The sequence below is a fragment of the Plasticicumulans acidivorans genome (assembly GCF_003182095.1).
Taxonomy (GTDB): Bacteria; Pseudomonadota; Gammaproteobacteria; order Competibacterales; family Competibacteraceae; genus Plasticicumulans; species Plasticicumulans acidivorans.
On sequence record NZ_QGTJ01000002.1, the window covers coordinates 92435 to 108820 of the forward strand.

Here is a 16386-nt window from a genome sequence, read left to right on the forward strand (position 1 = left end):
CACGGCGACCGTTCGCGCCGGCACGCATCGTCGTCGGCCTGAGCCTGGCCGGCCTCGCACTCAGCGGCTGGCTCGCCCCGTACGGCGTGCTGCACCCGGCCTTCACACTGCTGACGCTGGTGCTTGGCGCCTTCTACGTCGCCACCGTGCTCTACGAGGGCCTGCGCCGGCTCGACAGCGGGAATTCCGCCCACGCGGCCTGAACGCGCCTGAATGACAAAGCCCCCGCGGACGCCGGTCCCGGGGGCTTTTTAGTCACCACGGAAGAATCGCTTTTCACTGCATAAGAACAATTCCCGCCTGGAGCGTTAGCTGTACTTCTGCTTTGGTTCGGGCAGAGTGAATGCCAAGAGGATTACCGTGATCCTCGTGAAATCTCCCTGATTCTTCAAAATGCTAACAGTGATACGACGTAGCTCCGATTAGCGTCCTAACGATTAAATTAAGCCGAGCCGCGAAGCGGCTTCGGCTTGAATGACTTGTTATGCCGCTGCCAATGCACTTAGGCAGACAGGTGCTCAACAACGCTGCTAGCTCCAATGGCCCACACGGTTTCAATTGCGGAACTGAAGAACATGCAAACACGAGCAGTTAATGTTTTAGCCATAGACACCTCCTTAGTGCTGTTGCCGGCCGATGGAGCCAGCATGTGAGACAAGTAGCGCAGCAAGAAAAGCAGAAGGGCTATGGAGCCAACAATCGTCCAAGGGAAACCCCCTACACCTGTTACCCCTATCGGCCTAAGTGCACTAAACCTCCAACGCGGTACAACGTTTGTACTTCAGGGACCGCCGCAGGCGGTCCGCTGCAAGACACGGGTTAAGCACGTGCCAAGGATATAATAACCAGACCTTGGAACACAAATCAGGGGACACCTTTAGAGACCCATGCCGCTCAATTGTATATTGCTCATAGCTACTGAAATGCCTTTGCCGACCAAGGCAATGGGAATAGCGCTCAAAAGACCATCAGCATTCTTCGATAAAAACATCGTGCGATTTGCCACGCGATTTAGAAAATTGCTCGAATTCGAGCAGATCCTGCATCCACTCCATACATTCGGCGGGAGTTGCGCCATCGGCGCCATATAGGACGCTGGCTGGAAGCTCGTGTGCCGCGTATACAAGCTGCCTAAGAAGCTCGCAGTAGCGCTCAAGATCTACCTTGGTGGTCATTCAGCTCAGCATTCTTAAACCTAACGCCTGAGTTAAGCCGCGCCGCGAAGCAGCATCGGCTTGAATGAGCTTTTTAGGGCTCATACTCGTCTGACGTCCGATCTCGTTTTTCGGCTGTTGGCTGCGAGAAAAGCATCAAGATAAGACTGGTTGCAGAAAATGAATGTGTGAAAGGTGCCATGCCACTCGATGTAACGCACGGCGCAACTTGGAGTGGAACATTCATGGCGCATCATGCCGAACGCAGCCTTTTTGGTGCTATGATAAGCCCATAGGCTTGCAAGAAACAGGAATAAGCCACAAACAAAGCCTACCGTGCCGCTACTAGAAGCGAATCCGAGGATAACCCATACTGCAACGCCGCCTATGAGTCCAGCGGTTAGCCAATTGCCTGCGGAATCAAATTTCGTTTTATGCGCAATACATGCAGAGCAATATGGAACATCCCACCAAGAAGTGATTGTATGCTGCACTCGTTTCCCCGTAGTTCGGGAGGCGGTTGCACGAATATGCGTGTCAGCAGTGCGAGTGCAACAAGCACACGCGCGTGGCCAGCTAAGTATATTTGCCGAAATTTGGAACTGATAAGCCACTGCCCCCTCCTGAAGCCCAACTCATTTTAGACGATAAAAATGTCGGATAAACCGTACCGCATGTCGCATAACCTGCCAACAATCAACAAAAGCTTCGCACAAAACATTATTAGCTGCGCACCGAAAAGCCCATGTCGGCTGGATTCGTCGCCTCATCCTCTTTCGTAACAAGCGTCATTCACACGATATAGGTGTAAATGAAGTCGAGGCATTCCTTTCGTGGCTCGCGGTGGAGCGTCACGTGGCCGCCAATACGCAGAACCGGGTGTTGGCAGCCCTACTGCTCCTTTACCGGGAGATACTGGATTTATCGACCTGCCGTAGCTCGATGACATCACCGCGGGCGAAGAAGCCACAGCGCTTGCCAACGGTGCTGACTGTGACCGAAGCCCAGCGGTTGCCGGGCGCCAGCCTCGCCCACGAGGTGTTCGGCATCGGCGCGCTGCTGCTGGTGATCGGCTGGCCGTCGCGGCGACCGTTCGCGCCGGCACGCATCGTCGTCGGCCTGAGCCTGGCCGGCCTCGCACTCAGCGGCTGGCTCGCCCCGTACGGCGTGCTGCACCCGGCCTTCACACTGCTGACGCTGGTGCTTGGCGCCTTCTACGTCGCCACCGTGCTCTACGAGGGCCTGCGCCGGCTCGACAGCGGGAATTCCGCCCACGCGGCCTGAACGCGCCTGAATGACAAAGCCCCCGCGGACGCCGGTCCCGGGGGCTTTTTAATGCCTGCTGCAATACGCTGTGCAATGAAAAACTGAAATAGTTTAAACCATGCGACAACTGCCAATGACGCATTCAGGAATAATCATTTAATCTGATTCTATGTTTTGCAAAAGCAATACCACTCCAAAGCCATAACAACATACAGATGTAATTAGTCAGACACTACACACAAAAAAATCTTCACAAACCCTTACGACCAGCCTTGTGCAGCAGCAACCAAACACTAGATTTCGCGTAATCACCGACCAACAGAGAGGCCACCGAACCGACTAAAAAACCAGCCGCCACCGTGTGAAACGACCAAGCATATGAATGTGGGTATCGATCAATTCAGTGCTCTGAAAAACAGCGCTGCCAACCGCCACACATTCGCGCACGAACGCGGCCCATGCATAACTCGCGCGGGTCATTTCAAACCATCGATGGACACGCGAGAGCTGGAGGGTGGAGGTGTGTGATGATCAAAGAATCCGACCTGCCTGCGTCGTCACGGACGCGGACAGCGATAACAGGGCTTTCTGGCTTCATTTTCTACTGTTTCTGCAGCATGGTCATGGCCGGTCCGGTCGCGGCAGACCTGAAATTCAGGATCTCTGTCGATGCGCAAGAGCAATTCACTATTCTGGCTTCAGACTCCGATCCGATCACAGCGAACTTCACACACAATCAGAATGGAGTTTCGCCGAGTGGCTTCTGGGACTATGACATCAATTTTTCTGAAATCGAAAAACCCAGCTTTCTGGACCCGAATGACAAACTGGTCGTTACGGGCACTGTCCAGCACGTAAAATCCCCGACGGGACACGGTGATGGTGCAGGAACCCCGATTGCCTTCCGCATCACGCTGGACGCCGACAAGGCAAATAATAATTCGGTTAAAAAAGCGATACCCAAACCGCCCAAGGCCCACGGTTCGCATAAAGATGTTCTGGTAGTGACCGCCCTGGCCGCAACGGAGCACCACACGTTCGTTCAAGATGAAATTCTAAGTTATGAAGTCAATATCGACGTCAAGCACTTGGGCCCCACCCCTTCGGTACAGCATTCGTTTGAAACCACGACACCCGGCAAGCTGTCGGTTTCTGCCGGCTATGAGGACGCAACATCCACATCCGTGCTGCCGCAAACGCCGGTGACTCCGGGCGGAACGCAAAAAGGCCTGCTGCCCCAGAATGGCGAACTCTTTCCCACCGACTTCACCAGTACGTTTGAAGGGCGGCACACGACACAGACGACCATGGCATTCGTCGCCGGCGACGATCTTGGTTTGAGCAAACTGGAGCTGGGGACGGGTATGCAGCTGTTCCCGGACATCGCGAGAGTGCTGATGCCGGTATTGGCCAGCGACGGTCAGGACCTGTTCGTATCCATCGACCTGTTTGAATGGATGAATGCGCTGCCCCTGGTCGACATTTTCGACATGTTCGACTTCACCGACGGCAGGAATGACGCACTCCCCGGCATCCTGGTTTCGAACACGCCTATCGTTTTCAGCGCCCTCAACGGATTCGAAACCGACAATCCGTATTCCGGCACGGCACAGGTCATCAACTTCATGGACCTGGAACTGCTGCCGGAACCTTCCGGCTGGTCCCTGCTCGTCGTCGGGCTCATCGGTCTTTACGGCTGCCGCCGGCCGCTGCGGGCAGCCACAAGCGGCTGAGCCTGCCCCCCGCACACGCCCCTCCCGTGCAGCGCGGGAGCGGGCGTGCCAGCCGAGCGGTTCAAGCGCTGGTTCGCAGCATGCCCTGCGTTTCGATGAAGGCGACGACCGCATCGAGGCCTTCGCCGGTCTTCATGTTGGTGAACACGAACGGCCGCTCGCCGCGCATCTTGCGGGCATCGCGGTCCATCACTTCGAGCGAGGCGCCGACGTAGGGGGCGAGGTCGATTTTGTTGATGATCAGCAGGTCGGAGCGGGTGATGCCCGGTCCTCCCTTGCGCGGGATCTTGTCGCCGGCGGCAACGTCGATGACGTAGAGCGTCAGGTCGGACAGCTCCGGGCTGAAGGTCGCCGACAGGTTGTCGCCACCGGACTCGACCAGCACCAGATCGAGGCCGGGGAAGCGCTCGCAGAGGCCGTCGACGGCGGCGAGATTGGCCGAGGCGTCCTCGCGGATCGCCGTGTGCGGACAGCCGCCGGTTTCGACGCCGACGATGCGCTCGGGCTCCAGCGCCGCAGCGCGGGTGAGAAACTGCGCATCCTCGTAGGTGTAAATGTCGTTGGTGACGACGGCCATGTTGTAACGGCCGCGCAGGCGCTTGCACAGTGCTTCGGTGAGTGCCGTCTTGCCCGAGCCGACGGGGCCGCCGATGCCGACACGCAGGGTGGGTTTGCTGCTCATGCGATGGTTCCTGGCTGCAGGATGAAGCGAAAGCGGCGCGCTCAGGAGCGGAACAGCCGCGTGTACTGGGTTTCGTGTCGCGCGCTGGCCAGCGCCAGCCCCGGTGCGCTGAAGCCGAGCTCGGCGTCGGCGAGCCCGGCAGCGTAGTCAACGGCGGCCTCGATCGCCGGCAGCAGCGCGCCGAGCTGGCGCTGCACCGCCGTCTGGCCGAGTGGAAACAGCCGCGTCGCGGCGACGAACTGGTTTTCCGCCCAGGCCCAGGCCCAGGCCTGCGCCGCGGACTCGGCATCGATCTGCCAGCGCACCGCAGCCAGCGCGAACAGCGTCGGGTAGCTAGCTCTTGCGGCACTGCGCCAGGGTGCGGCTTCGGCGATGTCGAGCGAAGACAGCAGCCGCGCCAGCGCCTGACCGAGCGCGCGGTCCTCGGCGCGCAGTTCGGCGGTTTCACGGGTGGCGTGCAGCCAGGCGTTCCAGCGCTGCACGGCCAGTTCGTCACCACGGCTCCAGGCCGCATGCAGGCGCAGCAGCGCCGGCAGGTCCTGATGGGCGAGCGGGCCACCGAGCACGCCCGTCAGCCAGTCGCTGAGGCTGGCGGCGTCGTGCACCCAGCCATGTTCGACCGCACCTTCGAGGCCGGTCGACCAGGCGAAGGCACCGATCGGCAGCTGCGGGCTTGCCAGCTGCAGCAGCCGCAGCAGCGCCGCTGCCCTCATGCGCCGAACGCCGTCTGCAGCGCCGGCGGTGCCAGCGGTGTCGCGTCAGAAGTCTGGGCTTCCGCCGCATGGTGATGGTGGTGCCCGCCGCCGTAGGCGCCGGCTTCCGGCTCGAACGGCGTGTCTTCGTGCAGCACGCTCAGGCCGAGATTCTCGACCATGATGTCGAGAACGTGGTCGCGCTGGTAACGCACCCAGCCGATGCCGATCTGCAGCGGCACGTGGCGGTTGCCGAGGTGGTAGGCAGCGCGCACCAGCAGCAGATTGCCCGGCGTGAAGACGGTGCTGACCGCTTCGCGCGCAGCGCGCACCTGCACGATGCGTCCGTCGCTGGCACGCAGCAGGTCGCCGCCGCGCAGCACACTGCCGCGGCTGAGGAACAGGCCGACCGGTTCGCCGCCGTCGAGGCGGGCAAGCAGCCGCGAACGCTGACGCAGTTCGAACGGCAGGGTCAGCGTGGCGTCGATGTGGACGCCCTCGGTGATATCGAGTTTTTCGGTGATATTCAGGCTCATGGCGGGCCTCCCCGGTTCGTGCTGGGGTGGACAGGCGCGGGAGGGTGTCCCGCGGGCGACTTCCGCCTCCTCTCATGTCCGCTGTATCGCGGATGTTATCGGTGCATCCATGCCCGGACCGGCCACGCCGGCCGGTCCGTCAAATGCTGCAATCCGCAAGCCACGCCCCATCCCTGGGCGGGTGTGCCAAGCATCAGAACAGGAAATACCGCTGTGCCAGCGGCAGCACCGCAGCGGCTTCGCAGACCAGCAGCTCACCGTCGGCGCGCACCTCGTAGGTCTGCGGATCGACCTCCATGTGCGGCAGCGCGTCATTATGAATCAGGTCGCGTTTCGAAACCGTACGCGTGCCGCGCACCCCGACCAGACGCTTGTGCAGACCGAGCCCGTCGAGCGCACCGCTGCTGAGCGCGGCCTGCGAGACAAAGGTCAGCGACGTCGCCGCCAGCGCGCCACCGAAGGCACCGAACATCGGCCGGAAGTGCACCGGCTGCGGCGTCGGGATGCTGGCGTTGGCGTCGCCCATCGGCGCGGCGACGATCATGCCGCCCTTGATGATCAGCGCCGCCTTGGCACCGAAGAACGCCGGCCGCCACAGCACGATGTCGGCGAACTTGCCGACTTCGAGCGAACCGACCTCATGGGCGATGCCGTGGGTGATCGCCGGGTTGATTGTGTACTTGGCGACATAGCGCTTGACGCGGAAGTTGTCGGCGCGATCGGAATCGGCCGCCAGCGGCCCGCGCTGCACCTTCATCTTGTGCGCGGTCTGCCAGGTGCGGGTGATGACCTCGCCGACGCGCCCCATCGCCTGCGAATCCGAGGACAGCATCGAGAATGCGCCGAGGTCGTGGAGGATGTCTTCGGCGGCGATGGTCTCGCGGCGGATGCGCGAATCGGCGAAGGCGACGTCCTCGGGAATGCTCGGGTCGAGGTGATGGCAGACCATCAGCATGTCGAGGTGTTCATCGACGGTGTTGACGGTGAACGGCCGCGTCGGATTGGTCGACGACGGCAGCACGTTGGCCTCGCCGCAGACCTTGATGATGTCCGGTGCGTGACCGCCGCCGGCGCCCTCGGTGTGGTAGGTGTGGATCGCCCGGCCCTTGAAGGCGGCGACGGTGTCCTCGACGAAACCGCCTTCATTGAGCGTGTCGGTGTGAATCGCCACCTGCACGTCGTATTCCTCGGCGACGCCGAGGCAGCAGTCGATCGCCGCCGGCGTCGTGCCCCAGTCCTCGTGCAGCTTGAGGCCGATCGCGCCGGCCTCGACCTGCTCGCGCAGCGCCTCGGGCCGGCTGGCGTTGCCTTTGCCGGTGAAGCCGAGGTTCATCGGCAGACCATCGGCGGCCTGCAGCATGCGCTGCAGGTGCCAGGGCCCCGGCGTGCAGGTGGTGGCATTGGTGCCGGTCGCCGGGCCGGTGCCGCCGCCGATCATCGTGGTGACGCCGGACATCAGCGCCTCCTCGATCTGCTGCGGGCAGATGAAATGAATGTGCGAGTCGATGCCGCCGGCGGTGGCGATCAAACCCTCGCCGGCGATGATCTCGGTGCCGGGGCCGATGATGATGTCCACGCCCGGCTGCACGTCGGGGTTGCCGGCCTTGCCGATCGCGGCGATGCGCCCGCCCTTGAGACCGATGTCGGCTTTGACGATGCCCCAGTGATCGAGGATCACCGCGTTGGTGATGACGGTATCCATCGCCCCGGCGGCATTGGTGATCTGGCTCTGGCCCATGCCGTCGCGGATGACCTTGCCGCCACCGAACTTGACCTCGTCGCCGTAGACGGTGAAGTCGCGTTCGATCTCGATCAGCAGTTCGGTGTCGGCGAGGCGGATGCGGTCGCCGGTGGTCGGGCCGTACATCTCGGCATAAGCGCGTCGACTGATCCTGGCCATGGTTACAGCGCCCCCATCACATCGCCGCGGAATCCCCAGACCTCGCGGCCACCGGCATAGGCGACCAGCGTCACCGTGCGCGTCTGCCCCGGCTCGAAGCGCACCGCGGTGCCGGCCGGGATGTCGAGACGCATGCCGCGCGCGGTGGCGCGGTCGAAATTCAGCGCGGGATTGGTTTCCGCGAAGTGGTAATGCGAGCCGACCTGAATCGGCCGGTCGCCGCTGTTGGCCACGTCGAGCGTCAGCCGCTCACGGCCGGCGGCGAGCTCGATCTCGCCGTCGTCGATCAGATATTCGCCGGGAATCATCGTGCGGGCTCCTGCGGCAGCTCAGTTGATCGGATCGTGGACGGTGACCAGCTTGGTGCCGTCAGGGAAGGTCGCCTCGATCTGCACATCGGGGATCATCTCGGCAACGCCGTCCATGACCTCGGCTCTGGTCAGCAGCGTGCGGCCCCAGCTCATCAGCTCGGCGACGCTCATGCCGTCACGCGCGCCTTCGACCAGCTGCAGCGACAGGTAGGCGACCGCCTCCGGGTAATTCAGCTTCAGGCCACGCTGCTTGCGCCGCTCGGCCAGCAGGCCGGCGGTGAACAGCAGCAGCTTGTCCTTCTCGCGGGGTGTCAGCTCCATTCGTGCAGCGCCCTCTTTAAAAATGGGTGGGAGTTCAGGTCGCCCAGACCCGCGGATCGGCCGGCCGGGTACCGCCGCGCGCGCGCCAGGCGCGCCAGATCGCGGCAAACAGCGCGCGCGCCTGCTGCGCGTCGCCACCGCAGTAGCGGGCCACCAGCAGGCCGTCGAGCTGGGTCAGCGCCAGAGGCTCGCTTTCACCGAGCGCGCCGCGCAGTTCGCCCAGCCATTCGGCATCGATGCCCGTCGCCGCCAGCGTACCGATCACCGAGCCGCCGCGCAGCCCCCACGGCGCCTGCAGCAGCGCATGGCCGGCTTCGAAGCGATTGCGCTCCAGCAGCCATGGCAGGCCGTCGTGCCAGACCTCGAAATCACACAGCGCCGCACCCTGCACGAAAGACTCACCGGCCGCCGGCCGGCCGAGGCAGACCAGCTCCCAGGCGCAGGCGGCGGCATCGCCCTGCAGTTCGAGGCGTGTCGTCGTACGCAGGCGCGCGCCCGAGAACACGATGGTTTCCTGCGGCAGCCAGTCGAGTCGCGCTCCGGCGGCGACACGCAGCACTTGCGTCTGCCCGGCATGCGGCCCATTGCTGCGATAGAAACGATTGGCTGAAGGTGTCGTCAGCAGGGCACGGGCTCCCGGCTCCAGTTCGACCTCGACGCTCAGCCCGTCACCACCGACGACGCCCCCCGGCGGATGCAGCAGATAGACGTGGCAGCAGCCGTCCGTATCGGGATGAAACGGCCGCTGCACGCGCAGCGGTCCCTGATGCCAGTTGCGCGCGAGCTGCGTGCGCATGGCCGCAGCCGTAAAGCCGAGCCGCAGGGATGCCTGCCAGCCGGCGGCAGCGCCATGCATCAAGGCCTGCACGGCAGACTCCTCAATATGGAAACGGTGAATATGGCGCGACGTCGATCAGCACTCGGCTCAGGGCCAGAAAAGCATGCATGGCTGATATTCAGCAATGCATATCTGACAGCGCTATCAAATGATTTTCTATCGACAGGCTCGATAGCAGTGCAGTCACACACCATGCAGACACTCCGTCGGGCCGGCCCCCGCCCGACAAGCACGAATCGCGCCGACAATTCGCAGTCCGCGACAAGCCATTGAAAACGCACCTTGTGGCGACCGGCCCTGAAGATCGCTCAAGCGTTTGAGCATGTTAAGCAACGCACATCAGTGCCCTACAAAAGTGCACTGCACCACCTTGTGACGCCCAATGAAGCACAAAAAAAACCCTGTCGAAATCACCTTTGGTAGCGCTAACTTATTTCTTGACGCACCGCAGCATCAGACCTATATTGCATCGCAACATCGGATGACGATGTCGCTTCTCTCCTCCTCCTTTTGGGCCGAACCTTGTTCGGCCCTTTTTTATTGTTCTTCAACAAATTATGTGAAGATTGAATGCAATTTTTTTCAACTTTGCATTAGATTTGGGACGTTGACGCACTGCAGCATAAAACCTAGTCTGGCCTCGACATCTTCGGATGTTTCTCCTCCTTATCCTCCTTTGGTGGTTTGGCCGGGCTCCCTGCCCGGCCTCTTTTTTTGTCTGATCCGTGCACCGTTTTCGGACAGGCTCACCGCCGCCTAAGCGTCCTCGATCTCACCGTCGAGGTAATACCAGACCCCCTCGATACGTTCGAAGCGACTGCGCTCGTGCAGGCGGAATGCCTTGCCGCCGAGCTTGCCGCGGGCGACGAATTCGACCCGGCCGTGCACGTCCGTAGTGCCACCTGCTTCACAGGCGATGATCTTCAGCCCGAGCCAGCGCGTGGCATCGCTGCTCAGATCGAGCTCGGCCGGGCGTGTCGACGGATGCCAGCTGGCGAGCAGATAGGCGGCATCGCGCTGCACGAAGGCGCTGTAACGCGAGCGCATCAGTGCTTCGGCGCTCTGCGCGCGACGCTCACCGGCGTGCAGCGGACCACAACATTGCGCATACGCAAGACCGGAACCGCAGGGACACGCTGCCGGCGCCGCTTGGGCGGGACGTTTCAAGGGAGACCTCCAGAACAACGGATGGCTGAACGCGCGGGTGGCCCGCCCGCTCACTCGCCGGCAGCGATGCCTTCGCGGCGCGGATCGGCGCCGCCTTCCCAGCCATCACCGACGCGACGGATGGCGTGCGTGCCGCTGTTGAATTCGACGAAGCGCACCGTGTGGCCGCGCGCGCGCAGCGCCTCGCCCAGCGCTTCCAGCCCGCGCCCGGCTTCGAGCTCGGTCGGGCCGTTGCGGCTGCCGAGGTTGGGCAGATCGATCGCCTGCTGCATATCGAGGCCGCAGTCGAGCACGCCGAGCAGGGTTTTCGCCACGTAATTGATGATCGCACTGCCGCCCGGCGAGCCGAGCACCAGGCTCAGGCGGCCGTCGGCATCGAACACCAGCGTCGGCGCCATCGACGAGCGCGGCCGCTTGCCCGCCTCGACACGGTTGGCGACGGCGACACCGTCGACGCTCGGCACGAAGGAGAAATCGGTCAGCTCGTTGTTGAGCAGGAAACCGTCGACCAGCAGCCGGCTGCCGAAGCCGTTCTCGATCGTCGTCGTCATCGACACCGCATTGCCGTCGCGATCGACGATCGAAATCTGCGAAGTCGACGGCAGATCCGCCGCCCGCCCGCTGGCGGCCGCCTGCGCCCCGGGCGGCGTGCCGGCCGCCGCGGTACCCAGCGAACGTTCGGGGCGGATCAGCGCTGCGCGCGCCGCCAGATAGGCCGGATCGAGCAGCCCGGCGAGCGGCACGCTGACGAAGTCCGGATCGGCGATGTAGCGGTTGCGGTCGGCGTAGGCCAGCCGCCCGGCCTCGGTGTAGCGGTGCACGGCGTCGACCGAACCGTCGCCGGGCGGAAAATGTTCAAGCATGCCGAGCATCTGCAGCAGCGTGATGCCGCCCGAGCTCGGCGCGCCCATGCCGCAGACGCGCCAGCGGCGATACGGCGCACACACCGGCGCGCGCTCGCGCACCGTGTAGGCGGCCAGATCCGCCGCACTGAGGCGGCCGGGATTCGCCGCTGCCTGCACCGTGCGCACGATGTCGGCGGCGATTTCGCCGCGGTAGTAGGCATCGGCGCCCTGCGCCGCCAGATGCTCCAGGGTCGCCGCCAGCGGCGCATTCACCAGTCGCTCGCCGGCGCGCAGCGGCGTGCCGTCGGCGTGATGGAAATACGCCTGCGCGGCGGCGTTGCCGAAGTCACCGGCGGCGGCGATCGCCCCGGCCAGCCGCGGCGTGACGATGAACCCCTCGCGCGCCAGGCGGATCGCCGGTACGAACAGCTCGGCCCACGGCAGCCGGCCCCAGCGCCGGTGCGCGGCTTCGAGCAGCCGCGGCGTCCCCGGCACGCCGACCGAGCGCCCGCCGATCACCGCCGCCATGAAGCCCAGCGGCTGGCCGTCGGCATCGAGAAACAGGCGCTCATCGACGGCGGCCGGCGCGGTCTCGCGGCCGTCGAGCGTGCTCAGCGTCCTGCGCCCGGCATCCCAGTGCAGCAGGAAGGCGCCGCCGCCGAGCCCCGAGGATTGCGGCTCGACCAGATTGAGCACCAGCTGCGTGGCGATCGCGGCATCCACTGCCGAGCCGCCGCGTGCCAGCATCGCCTGCCCGGCGGCGACCGCCAGCGGATGCGCGGCGACCACCATGTATTCGCGGCGGTGGACGGCCTGCTTCGCCGTCCAGCCGCTCGCGGCCTCCGGCGCCGGAGCGGCGAAGGCCGGTGCGCCGCCCAGCGCCAGGGCGAGCGCCAGCAGCAGCGGCCGTGACGCCGACATCAGCGCGCGGCGACCGCCTGGATCTCGACGCGCCAGCGCGGGTCGGCCATCTCGGCCCGCACGCAGGCGCGCGCCGGGCCGGGGCCAGGCGCGATCCAGGCGTCCCACACCGCATTCATACCGGCGTAGTCGGCCATGTCGCGCAGATAGATCGTTGCCGACAGCAGCTGGCGCCGCGTGCTGCCAGCCAGCGCCAGCACGCGATCGATCGCCGCCAGCACCTCGCCGGTCTGCGCCGTGATGTCGCCATCGGGGTTTTCCGGCACCTGACCGCACAGCCAGACGGTGTCGCCGTGGACCACGGCCTCGGAGTAGCGCAGCGCGGGTTCGAGGAATTCGGGCATCGTCTCGGCTCCCGGGTTCAGGCGGCGAGCAGGCCGTACAGCGCCTCGAATTCCTGCGTCAGCTTGTGACGCGGATCGAGGTGCAGCATCGGCAGTGCGCGCTCGTGGGATTCGCGGATTTTCACCGAGGTCGACAGGAAAGCATCGAGCACCGGCAGTCCCTCGCTGCGCAGCTCCTCGACCAGCTGGCGCGGCAGTCGGGCCTGTGCCTGGAACTGATTGACGACGATGCCCTCCACCGTCAGTCCGCGGTTGTGATCGGACTGCATCTCGCCGACGGTATCGAGCAGCGCATACAGCGCACGGCGCGAGAAGCTGTCGCAATCGAAGGGAATCAGCACGCGTTCAGCGGCGATCAGTGCCGAACGGGTAAAGAAGTTCACCGCCGGCGGCGTGTCGATGAAGATCTCGTCGAAGCCCTTCATCGACTCCAGCGCCTCGCGCAGCTTGAACATCTTGTAGCGCGATTCGAGCTTCGGTCCGAGCTCTTCGAGGCGTGCGTGCGCCGGCATCACGTAGAGATTGGTGAACGGCGTGGCCTTGGCGAAACTCTCCGGACCGGGCGGGTTGAGCTTGAAGGCCAGCATGTCGTCGAAGAAATCGGCCAGCGTCGAACTCAGCCCGTCGGCGCGTTCGCCGAGCAGGTAATGCGAGGAATTGGCCTGCGGGTCGAGATCGACGACCACGGTGCGCCGGCCGCGGGCCGCGCTGATTGCCGCGAGATTGCAGGCGATCGTCGACTTGCCGACGCCGCCCTTCTGATTGAACACCACCCGCCGCATGAAACGTCTCCCGGTTGTCGCAAAACGGGCGCAGTGTAGCCCCTAGCCAGCGCGGCGCGCGCGTACCGTATCGAGGATCTCGCAGGCGCGTTGCGCACCGTCAAGCACCCGCGGCCCGTGGCGCTGGATGATGTCCGGCGGGATGACGAACAGATTGTCGCGAGCCACCGCACGCAGCTGCGGCCAGGCGCGCCAGGCGGCCAGCCATTCCGGCCGCTCCTCGGCCATGCCGCTGGCGATGATCGCCTCCGGATCGGCGGCGATCACGGCCTCTTCGCTCACCGTCGGCGCCAGCGGCTTGAGCCCGGCGAAGATGTTGACGCCGCCGCACAGCGCCAGCACCTGGCTGACCAGATGCTCGCCGTTGAGCGTGATCAGCGGCTGCGCCCAGACCTGGTAGAACACCGTCACCGGCGACTTGCCGGCATTGGCCGTGCGCAGCGCCGCCAGCCGCGCACTGAACGCCTGCGCCGCCGCCTGCGCCGTCGCCTCGGTGCCGGCGAGCTCGCCGAGGCGTTCGAGGTCGCGTGGAATCTGCTCCAGCCGGCGCGGCTCCGAGCGGTACACCGCAATCCCCAGCGCCTCGATCTGCGCCAGCTGCGCCGCCGGATTGCCGCTGTCCCAGGCCACCACCAGATCCGGCTTGAGCGTCAGCAGCGCCTCCAGATCGAGCGCGGTATAGCTGCCGACGCTCGGCAGCTGCGCCGCCGCCGGCGGCCAGTTGCTGAAACTGACGCCGGCGATCACCTGCGCGCCGGCGCCGGCCGCGAACAGCAGCTCGGTGACATGCGGCGCCGTCGCCACGATGCGTCGTGCCGGCTGCGCCAGCTGCACACGGCGGCCGGTGTCGTCGGTGACGACGATGTCGGCGTGGGCCAGCGCACCACAGCCGAGCACGGCAGCGAGCAGGGCGCACAGCCGGCGGCCGTGCCTGATCGCCAGCGCCCTCACCCCATCCGCTCCGCACGCACGCCGGCCAGTGCCAGATCGAGCCGGCGCAGCGCGGCTTCATCGGCGGGCAGGCCGAAACGCAGGCCGGCGGGTTCGCTGAAATGGCGCACCAGCACACCCCGGCGGGCGAGGCGCTCGGCGAAGTTGGCGGCATCCGCATGCGCCACCCACTGAAACAGCGCGGTACCGGCGTGCGGTTGCAGATTGTGACGCGTGAGCAGGCGCACCAGGCGGCCGGATTCCTGCGCCAGGCGCGCGCGCATCGCCGCCTGCCAGTCGCGATCGGCCAGCGCCAGCGCCGCCACCGCGCGTGACGGGCCGGCGACGGTCCACGGTCCGAGCAGCGCATCGAGCGCCGCCCGCAACGCCGGCACAGCGAAGACGAAGCCAACGCGGACGCCGGCCAGGCCGAAGAACTTGCCGAGCGAACGCAGCACGATCAGGCCCTCGCGCTCACCGTGGGCGAGCAGGCTGTCGGCCGGTTCGGCGTCGCTGAAGGCCTCGTCGACCAGCAGCCAGCCGCCGTGCGCGGCAAGGCGGGCGTGCCAGTCGAGCAGCGTCGCCGCCGGCAGGCGGCGGGCGCTCGGGTTGTCCGGATTGACCACGACGAGCCCATCGAGCCGTTCCAGCGCCGCCGGCAGCGCCGCGACCGTGAGCGTCTGCAGCGTGTGGCCGGCCTGCGCCCAGGCGTGGGCGTGCTCGGCGTAGGTCGGGCCGAGGATGCCGATGCGCCCCGCCGCGCGCAGGCGCGGCAGCGCCAGGATCGCCGCCTGCGAGCCGGCGGTAACCAGCGCCGCGCGGCCGTAATGCGCCTGCACCGCGGCGTCGAGCCCGTCGTCGGGCTCGGGCAGGCGGTTCCAGCAGGCGGCCGGCAGCGCCGGCGGCGACCAGCCGTGCGGATTGATGCCGGTCGACAGATCCAGCCAGTCGGCGCGGGCGATGCCGTAGCGCGCCGCGGCGGCATTGAGACGGCCACCGTGTTCAGGCAAGGGCGAATCCTCCAAGGACGATGACGGCGGCCCACAGCAGCGTCGTGCGCCGCACCAGCGCCAGCGCGCGTTCGATGTCGGCGGCGGCCGGCGCCCGCCCCTCACCGAGCGGCGGGCGTTCCTGCCAGCGGCCGTGGTAGACCGCGCCGCCGCCGAGGGCGAGGCCGAGCGCGCCGGCGCCGCTGGCCATCACCGGGCCGGCGTTCGGGCTCTTCCAGTGCGGCGCCTGCGTGCGCCAGCAGCGCCAGGCACGCGGGCGATCGCCGAGCAGCGCGTAGCTCGCGGCCGTCAGCCGCGCCGGAATGAAGTTCAGCAGATCGTCGATGCGCGCCGCCGCCCAGCCGAACTCGGCGTAGCGGGCATTGCGGTAGCCCCACATCGCATCCAGCGTGTTGGCCAGCCGATAGAGCACGACCGCCGCCGGGCCGCCGGCGACGAACCAGAACAGCGCGCCGAAGATCGCATCGGCGCCGTTTTCCAGCACTGATTCGACCGCCGCCAGCGCCACACCGCGGGCGTCGAGCGCCGCCGTATCGCGCGAGACGATGCAGCCGACGGCGCGGCGGGCGGCGTCGAGATCATCGGCGGCGAGCGCCGCCGCCACTGCGCGTGCGTGCTGCTCCAGACTGCGTGCCCCGAGCGCCAGATAGAGCAGCGCGATGCCGCCGGCCAGCGCGAGCAGGCTGCCGTGCGGCAGCAGGCCGTGCACCAGCCAGACCGGCGGCAGCACCGCCAGCCCCCAGGCGAGCAGGCCGCGCCAGCGCCGCGGGCCGTAGAGCCGGCGCTCGCAGGCATTTGCCCAGCGGCCGAAGGCGACCAGCGGGTGCCAGCGGTTCGGCAGTTCGCCGTACAGGCGGTCGAGCCACAGGGCACAGGGCACGGCGAGAGCGATGAGCAGGCTGACGGACACAGGCGGATGACGGGCGGCAAACGGGCAAGCCGCGCAGTGTCGGC

The 16386-nt window shown here is 65.7% G+C and carries 17 protein-coding genes and 2 pseudogenes; 4 read left to right on the plus strand and 15 right to left on the minus strand.

The features are described from left to right. Window positions 1-203: pseudogene (locus C7443_RS20045) on the plus strand (hypothetical protein); the annotation flags it as partial. A gap of 765 nt (window positions 204-968) precedes the next feature. On the opposite strand, the gene C7443_RS03000 reads toward C7443_RS20045, so the two are convergent. After that, complete coding sequence (locus C7443_RS03000; protein WP_110017102.1) at window positions 969-1175, minus strand: hypothetical protein; 207 nt, start codon at window positions 1173-1175, stop codon at window positions 969-971. Between the two features lie 660 nt (window positions 1176-1835). Here C7443_RS03000 and C7443_RS20590 point away from each other — a divergent pair. From C7443_RS20590 to C7443_RS03010, 3 genes and pseudogenes are all read left to right on the plus strand, one after another. Beyond that, a pseudogene (locus C7443_RS20590) lies at window positions 1836-2063 on the plus strand (site-specific integrase); the annotation flags it as partial. Window positions 2064-2147: 84 nt separating this feature from the next. Continuing rightward, window positions 2148-2438, plus strand: a complete 291-nt coding sequence (locus tag C7443_RS20340) for a hypothetical protein (protein ID WP_246004519.1) — start codon at window positions 2148-2150, stop codon at window positions 2436-2438. Between the two features lie 509 nt (window positions 2439-2947). Beyond that, window positions 2948-4153 (plus strand): hypothetical protein, encoded by a 1206-nt coding sequence (locus tag C7443_RS03010; protein WP_110017104.1) that lies wholly within the window; start codon window positions 2948-2950, stop codon window positions 4151-4153. A 61-nt stretch (window positions 4154-4214) separates the two neighbouring features. Here the strand turns inward: C7443_RS03010 and ureG are convergent, their stop codons facing one another. The 14 genes from ureG to cbiB all read right to left on the minus strand — a co-directional run bounded on the left by ureG (window position 4215) and on the right by cbiB (window position 16342). Next, entirely contained in the window at window positions 4215-4835 is a 621-nt protein-coding gene (gene ureG, locus C7443_RS03015; RefSeq protein WP_110017105.1) for an urease accessory protein UreG, read from the minus strand. 41 nt (window positions 4836-4876) lie between these two features. Then, window positions 4877-5548 carry an urease accessory protein UreF gene (locus C7443_RS03020; protein WP_110017106.1) on the minus strand — a complete coding sequence of 224 codons (672 nt, stop codon included), beginning with the start codon at window positions 5546-5548 and terminating at the stop codon, window positions 4877-4879. After that, window positions 5545-6063 carry an urease accessory protein UreE gene (ureE, locus tag C7443_RS03025; RefSeq protein ID WP_110017107.1) on the minus strand — a complete coding sequence of 173 codons (519 nt, stop codon included), beginning with the start codon at window positions 6061-6063 and terminating at the stop codon, window positions 5545-5547. The genes C7443_RS03020 and ureE overlap by 4 nt, the downstream gene beginning before the upstream one ends. A gap of 193 nt (window positions 6064-6256) precedes the next feature. Next, entirely contained in the window at window positions 6257-7963 is a 1707-nt protein-coding gene (ureC, locus tag C7443_RS03030; RefSeq protein WP_110017108.1) for an urease subunit alpha, read from the minus strand. A gap of 2 nt (window positions 7964-7965) precedes the next feature. Beyond that, the gene (locus C7443_RS03035; RefSeq protein ID WP_110017109.1) at window positions 7966-8271 is read right to left on the minus strand and encodes an urease subunit beta; all 306 of its coding nucleotides are present in this window, start codon (window positions 8269-8271) and stop codon (window positions 7966-7968) included. A 21-nt stretch (window positions 8272-8292) separates the two neighbouring features. Beyond that, on the minus strand, window positions 8293-8595 hold the full coding sequence (gene ureA / locus C7443_RS03040) for an urease subunit gamma (RefSeq protein ID WP_110017110.1): 303 nt from the start codon (window positions 8593-8595) through the stop codon (window positions 8293-8295). 34 nt (window positions 8596-8629) lie between these two features. Next, entirely contained in the window at window positions 8630-9463 is an 834-nt protein-coding gene (locus C7443_RS03045; protein WP_246004520.1) for an urease accessory protein UreD, read from the minus strand. Between the two features lie 726 nt (window positions 9464-10189). Beyond that, on the minus strand, window positions 10190-10600 hold the full coding sequence (locus C7443_RS03050) for a YchJ family protein (RefSeq protein WP_110017111.1): 411 nt from the start codon (window positions 10598-10600) through the stop codon (window positions 10190-10192). 50 nt (window positions 10601-10650) lie between these two features. Continuing rightward, window positions 10651-12366: a gamma-glutamyltransferase gene (gene ggt / locus C7443_RS03055; protein ID WP_110017112.1), complete on the minus strand. Its 1716-nt coding sequence runs from the start codon at window positions 12364-12366 to the stop codon at window positions 10651-10653. After that, on the minus strand, window positions 12366-12710 hold the full coding sequence (locus C7443_RS03060) for a RidA family protein (protein WP_110017113.1): 345 nt from the start codon (window positions 12708-12710) through the stop codon (window positions 12366-12368). The genes ggt and C7443_RS03060 overlap by 1 nt, the downstream gene beginning before the upstream one ends. Window positions 12711-12727: 17 nt before the next feature. Beyond that, window positions 12728-13492, minus strand: coding sequence for a ParA family protein (locus tag C7443_RS03065; RefSeq protein WP_110017114.1), 765 nt, complete (start codon window positions 13490-13492; stop codon window positions 12728-12730). Window positions 13493-13534: 42 nt separating this feature from the next. Beyond that, entirely contained in the window at window positions 13535-14443 is a 909-nt protein-coding gene (locus C7443_RS03070) for a cobalamin-binding protein (protein ID WP_246004521.1), read from the minus strand. Further along, window positions 14440-15432 carry a threonine-phosphate decarboxylase CobD gene (gene cobD / locus C7443_RS03075; protein WP_110017115.1) on the minus strand — a complete coding sequence of 331 codons (993 nt, stop codon included), beginning with the start codon at window positions 15430-15432 and terminating at the stop codon, window positions 14440-14442. Before cobD ends, C7443_RS03070 begins: the two co-directional genes overlap by 4 nt. After that, a complete protein-coding gene (cbiB, locus tag C7443_RS03080) occupies window positions 15425-16342 on the minus strand; it encodes an adenosylcobinamide-phosphate synthase CbiB (RefSeq protein WP_246004522.1) in 918 nt (305 codons plus the stop codon). The genes cobD and cbiB overlap by 8 nt, the downstream gene beginning before the upstream one ends. Window positions 16343-16386: the final 44 nt, after the last annotated feature.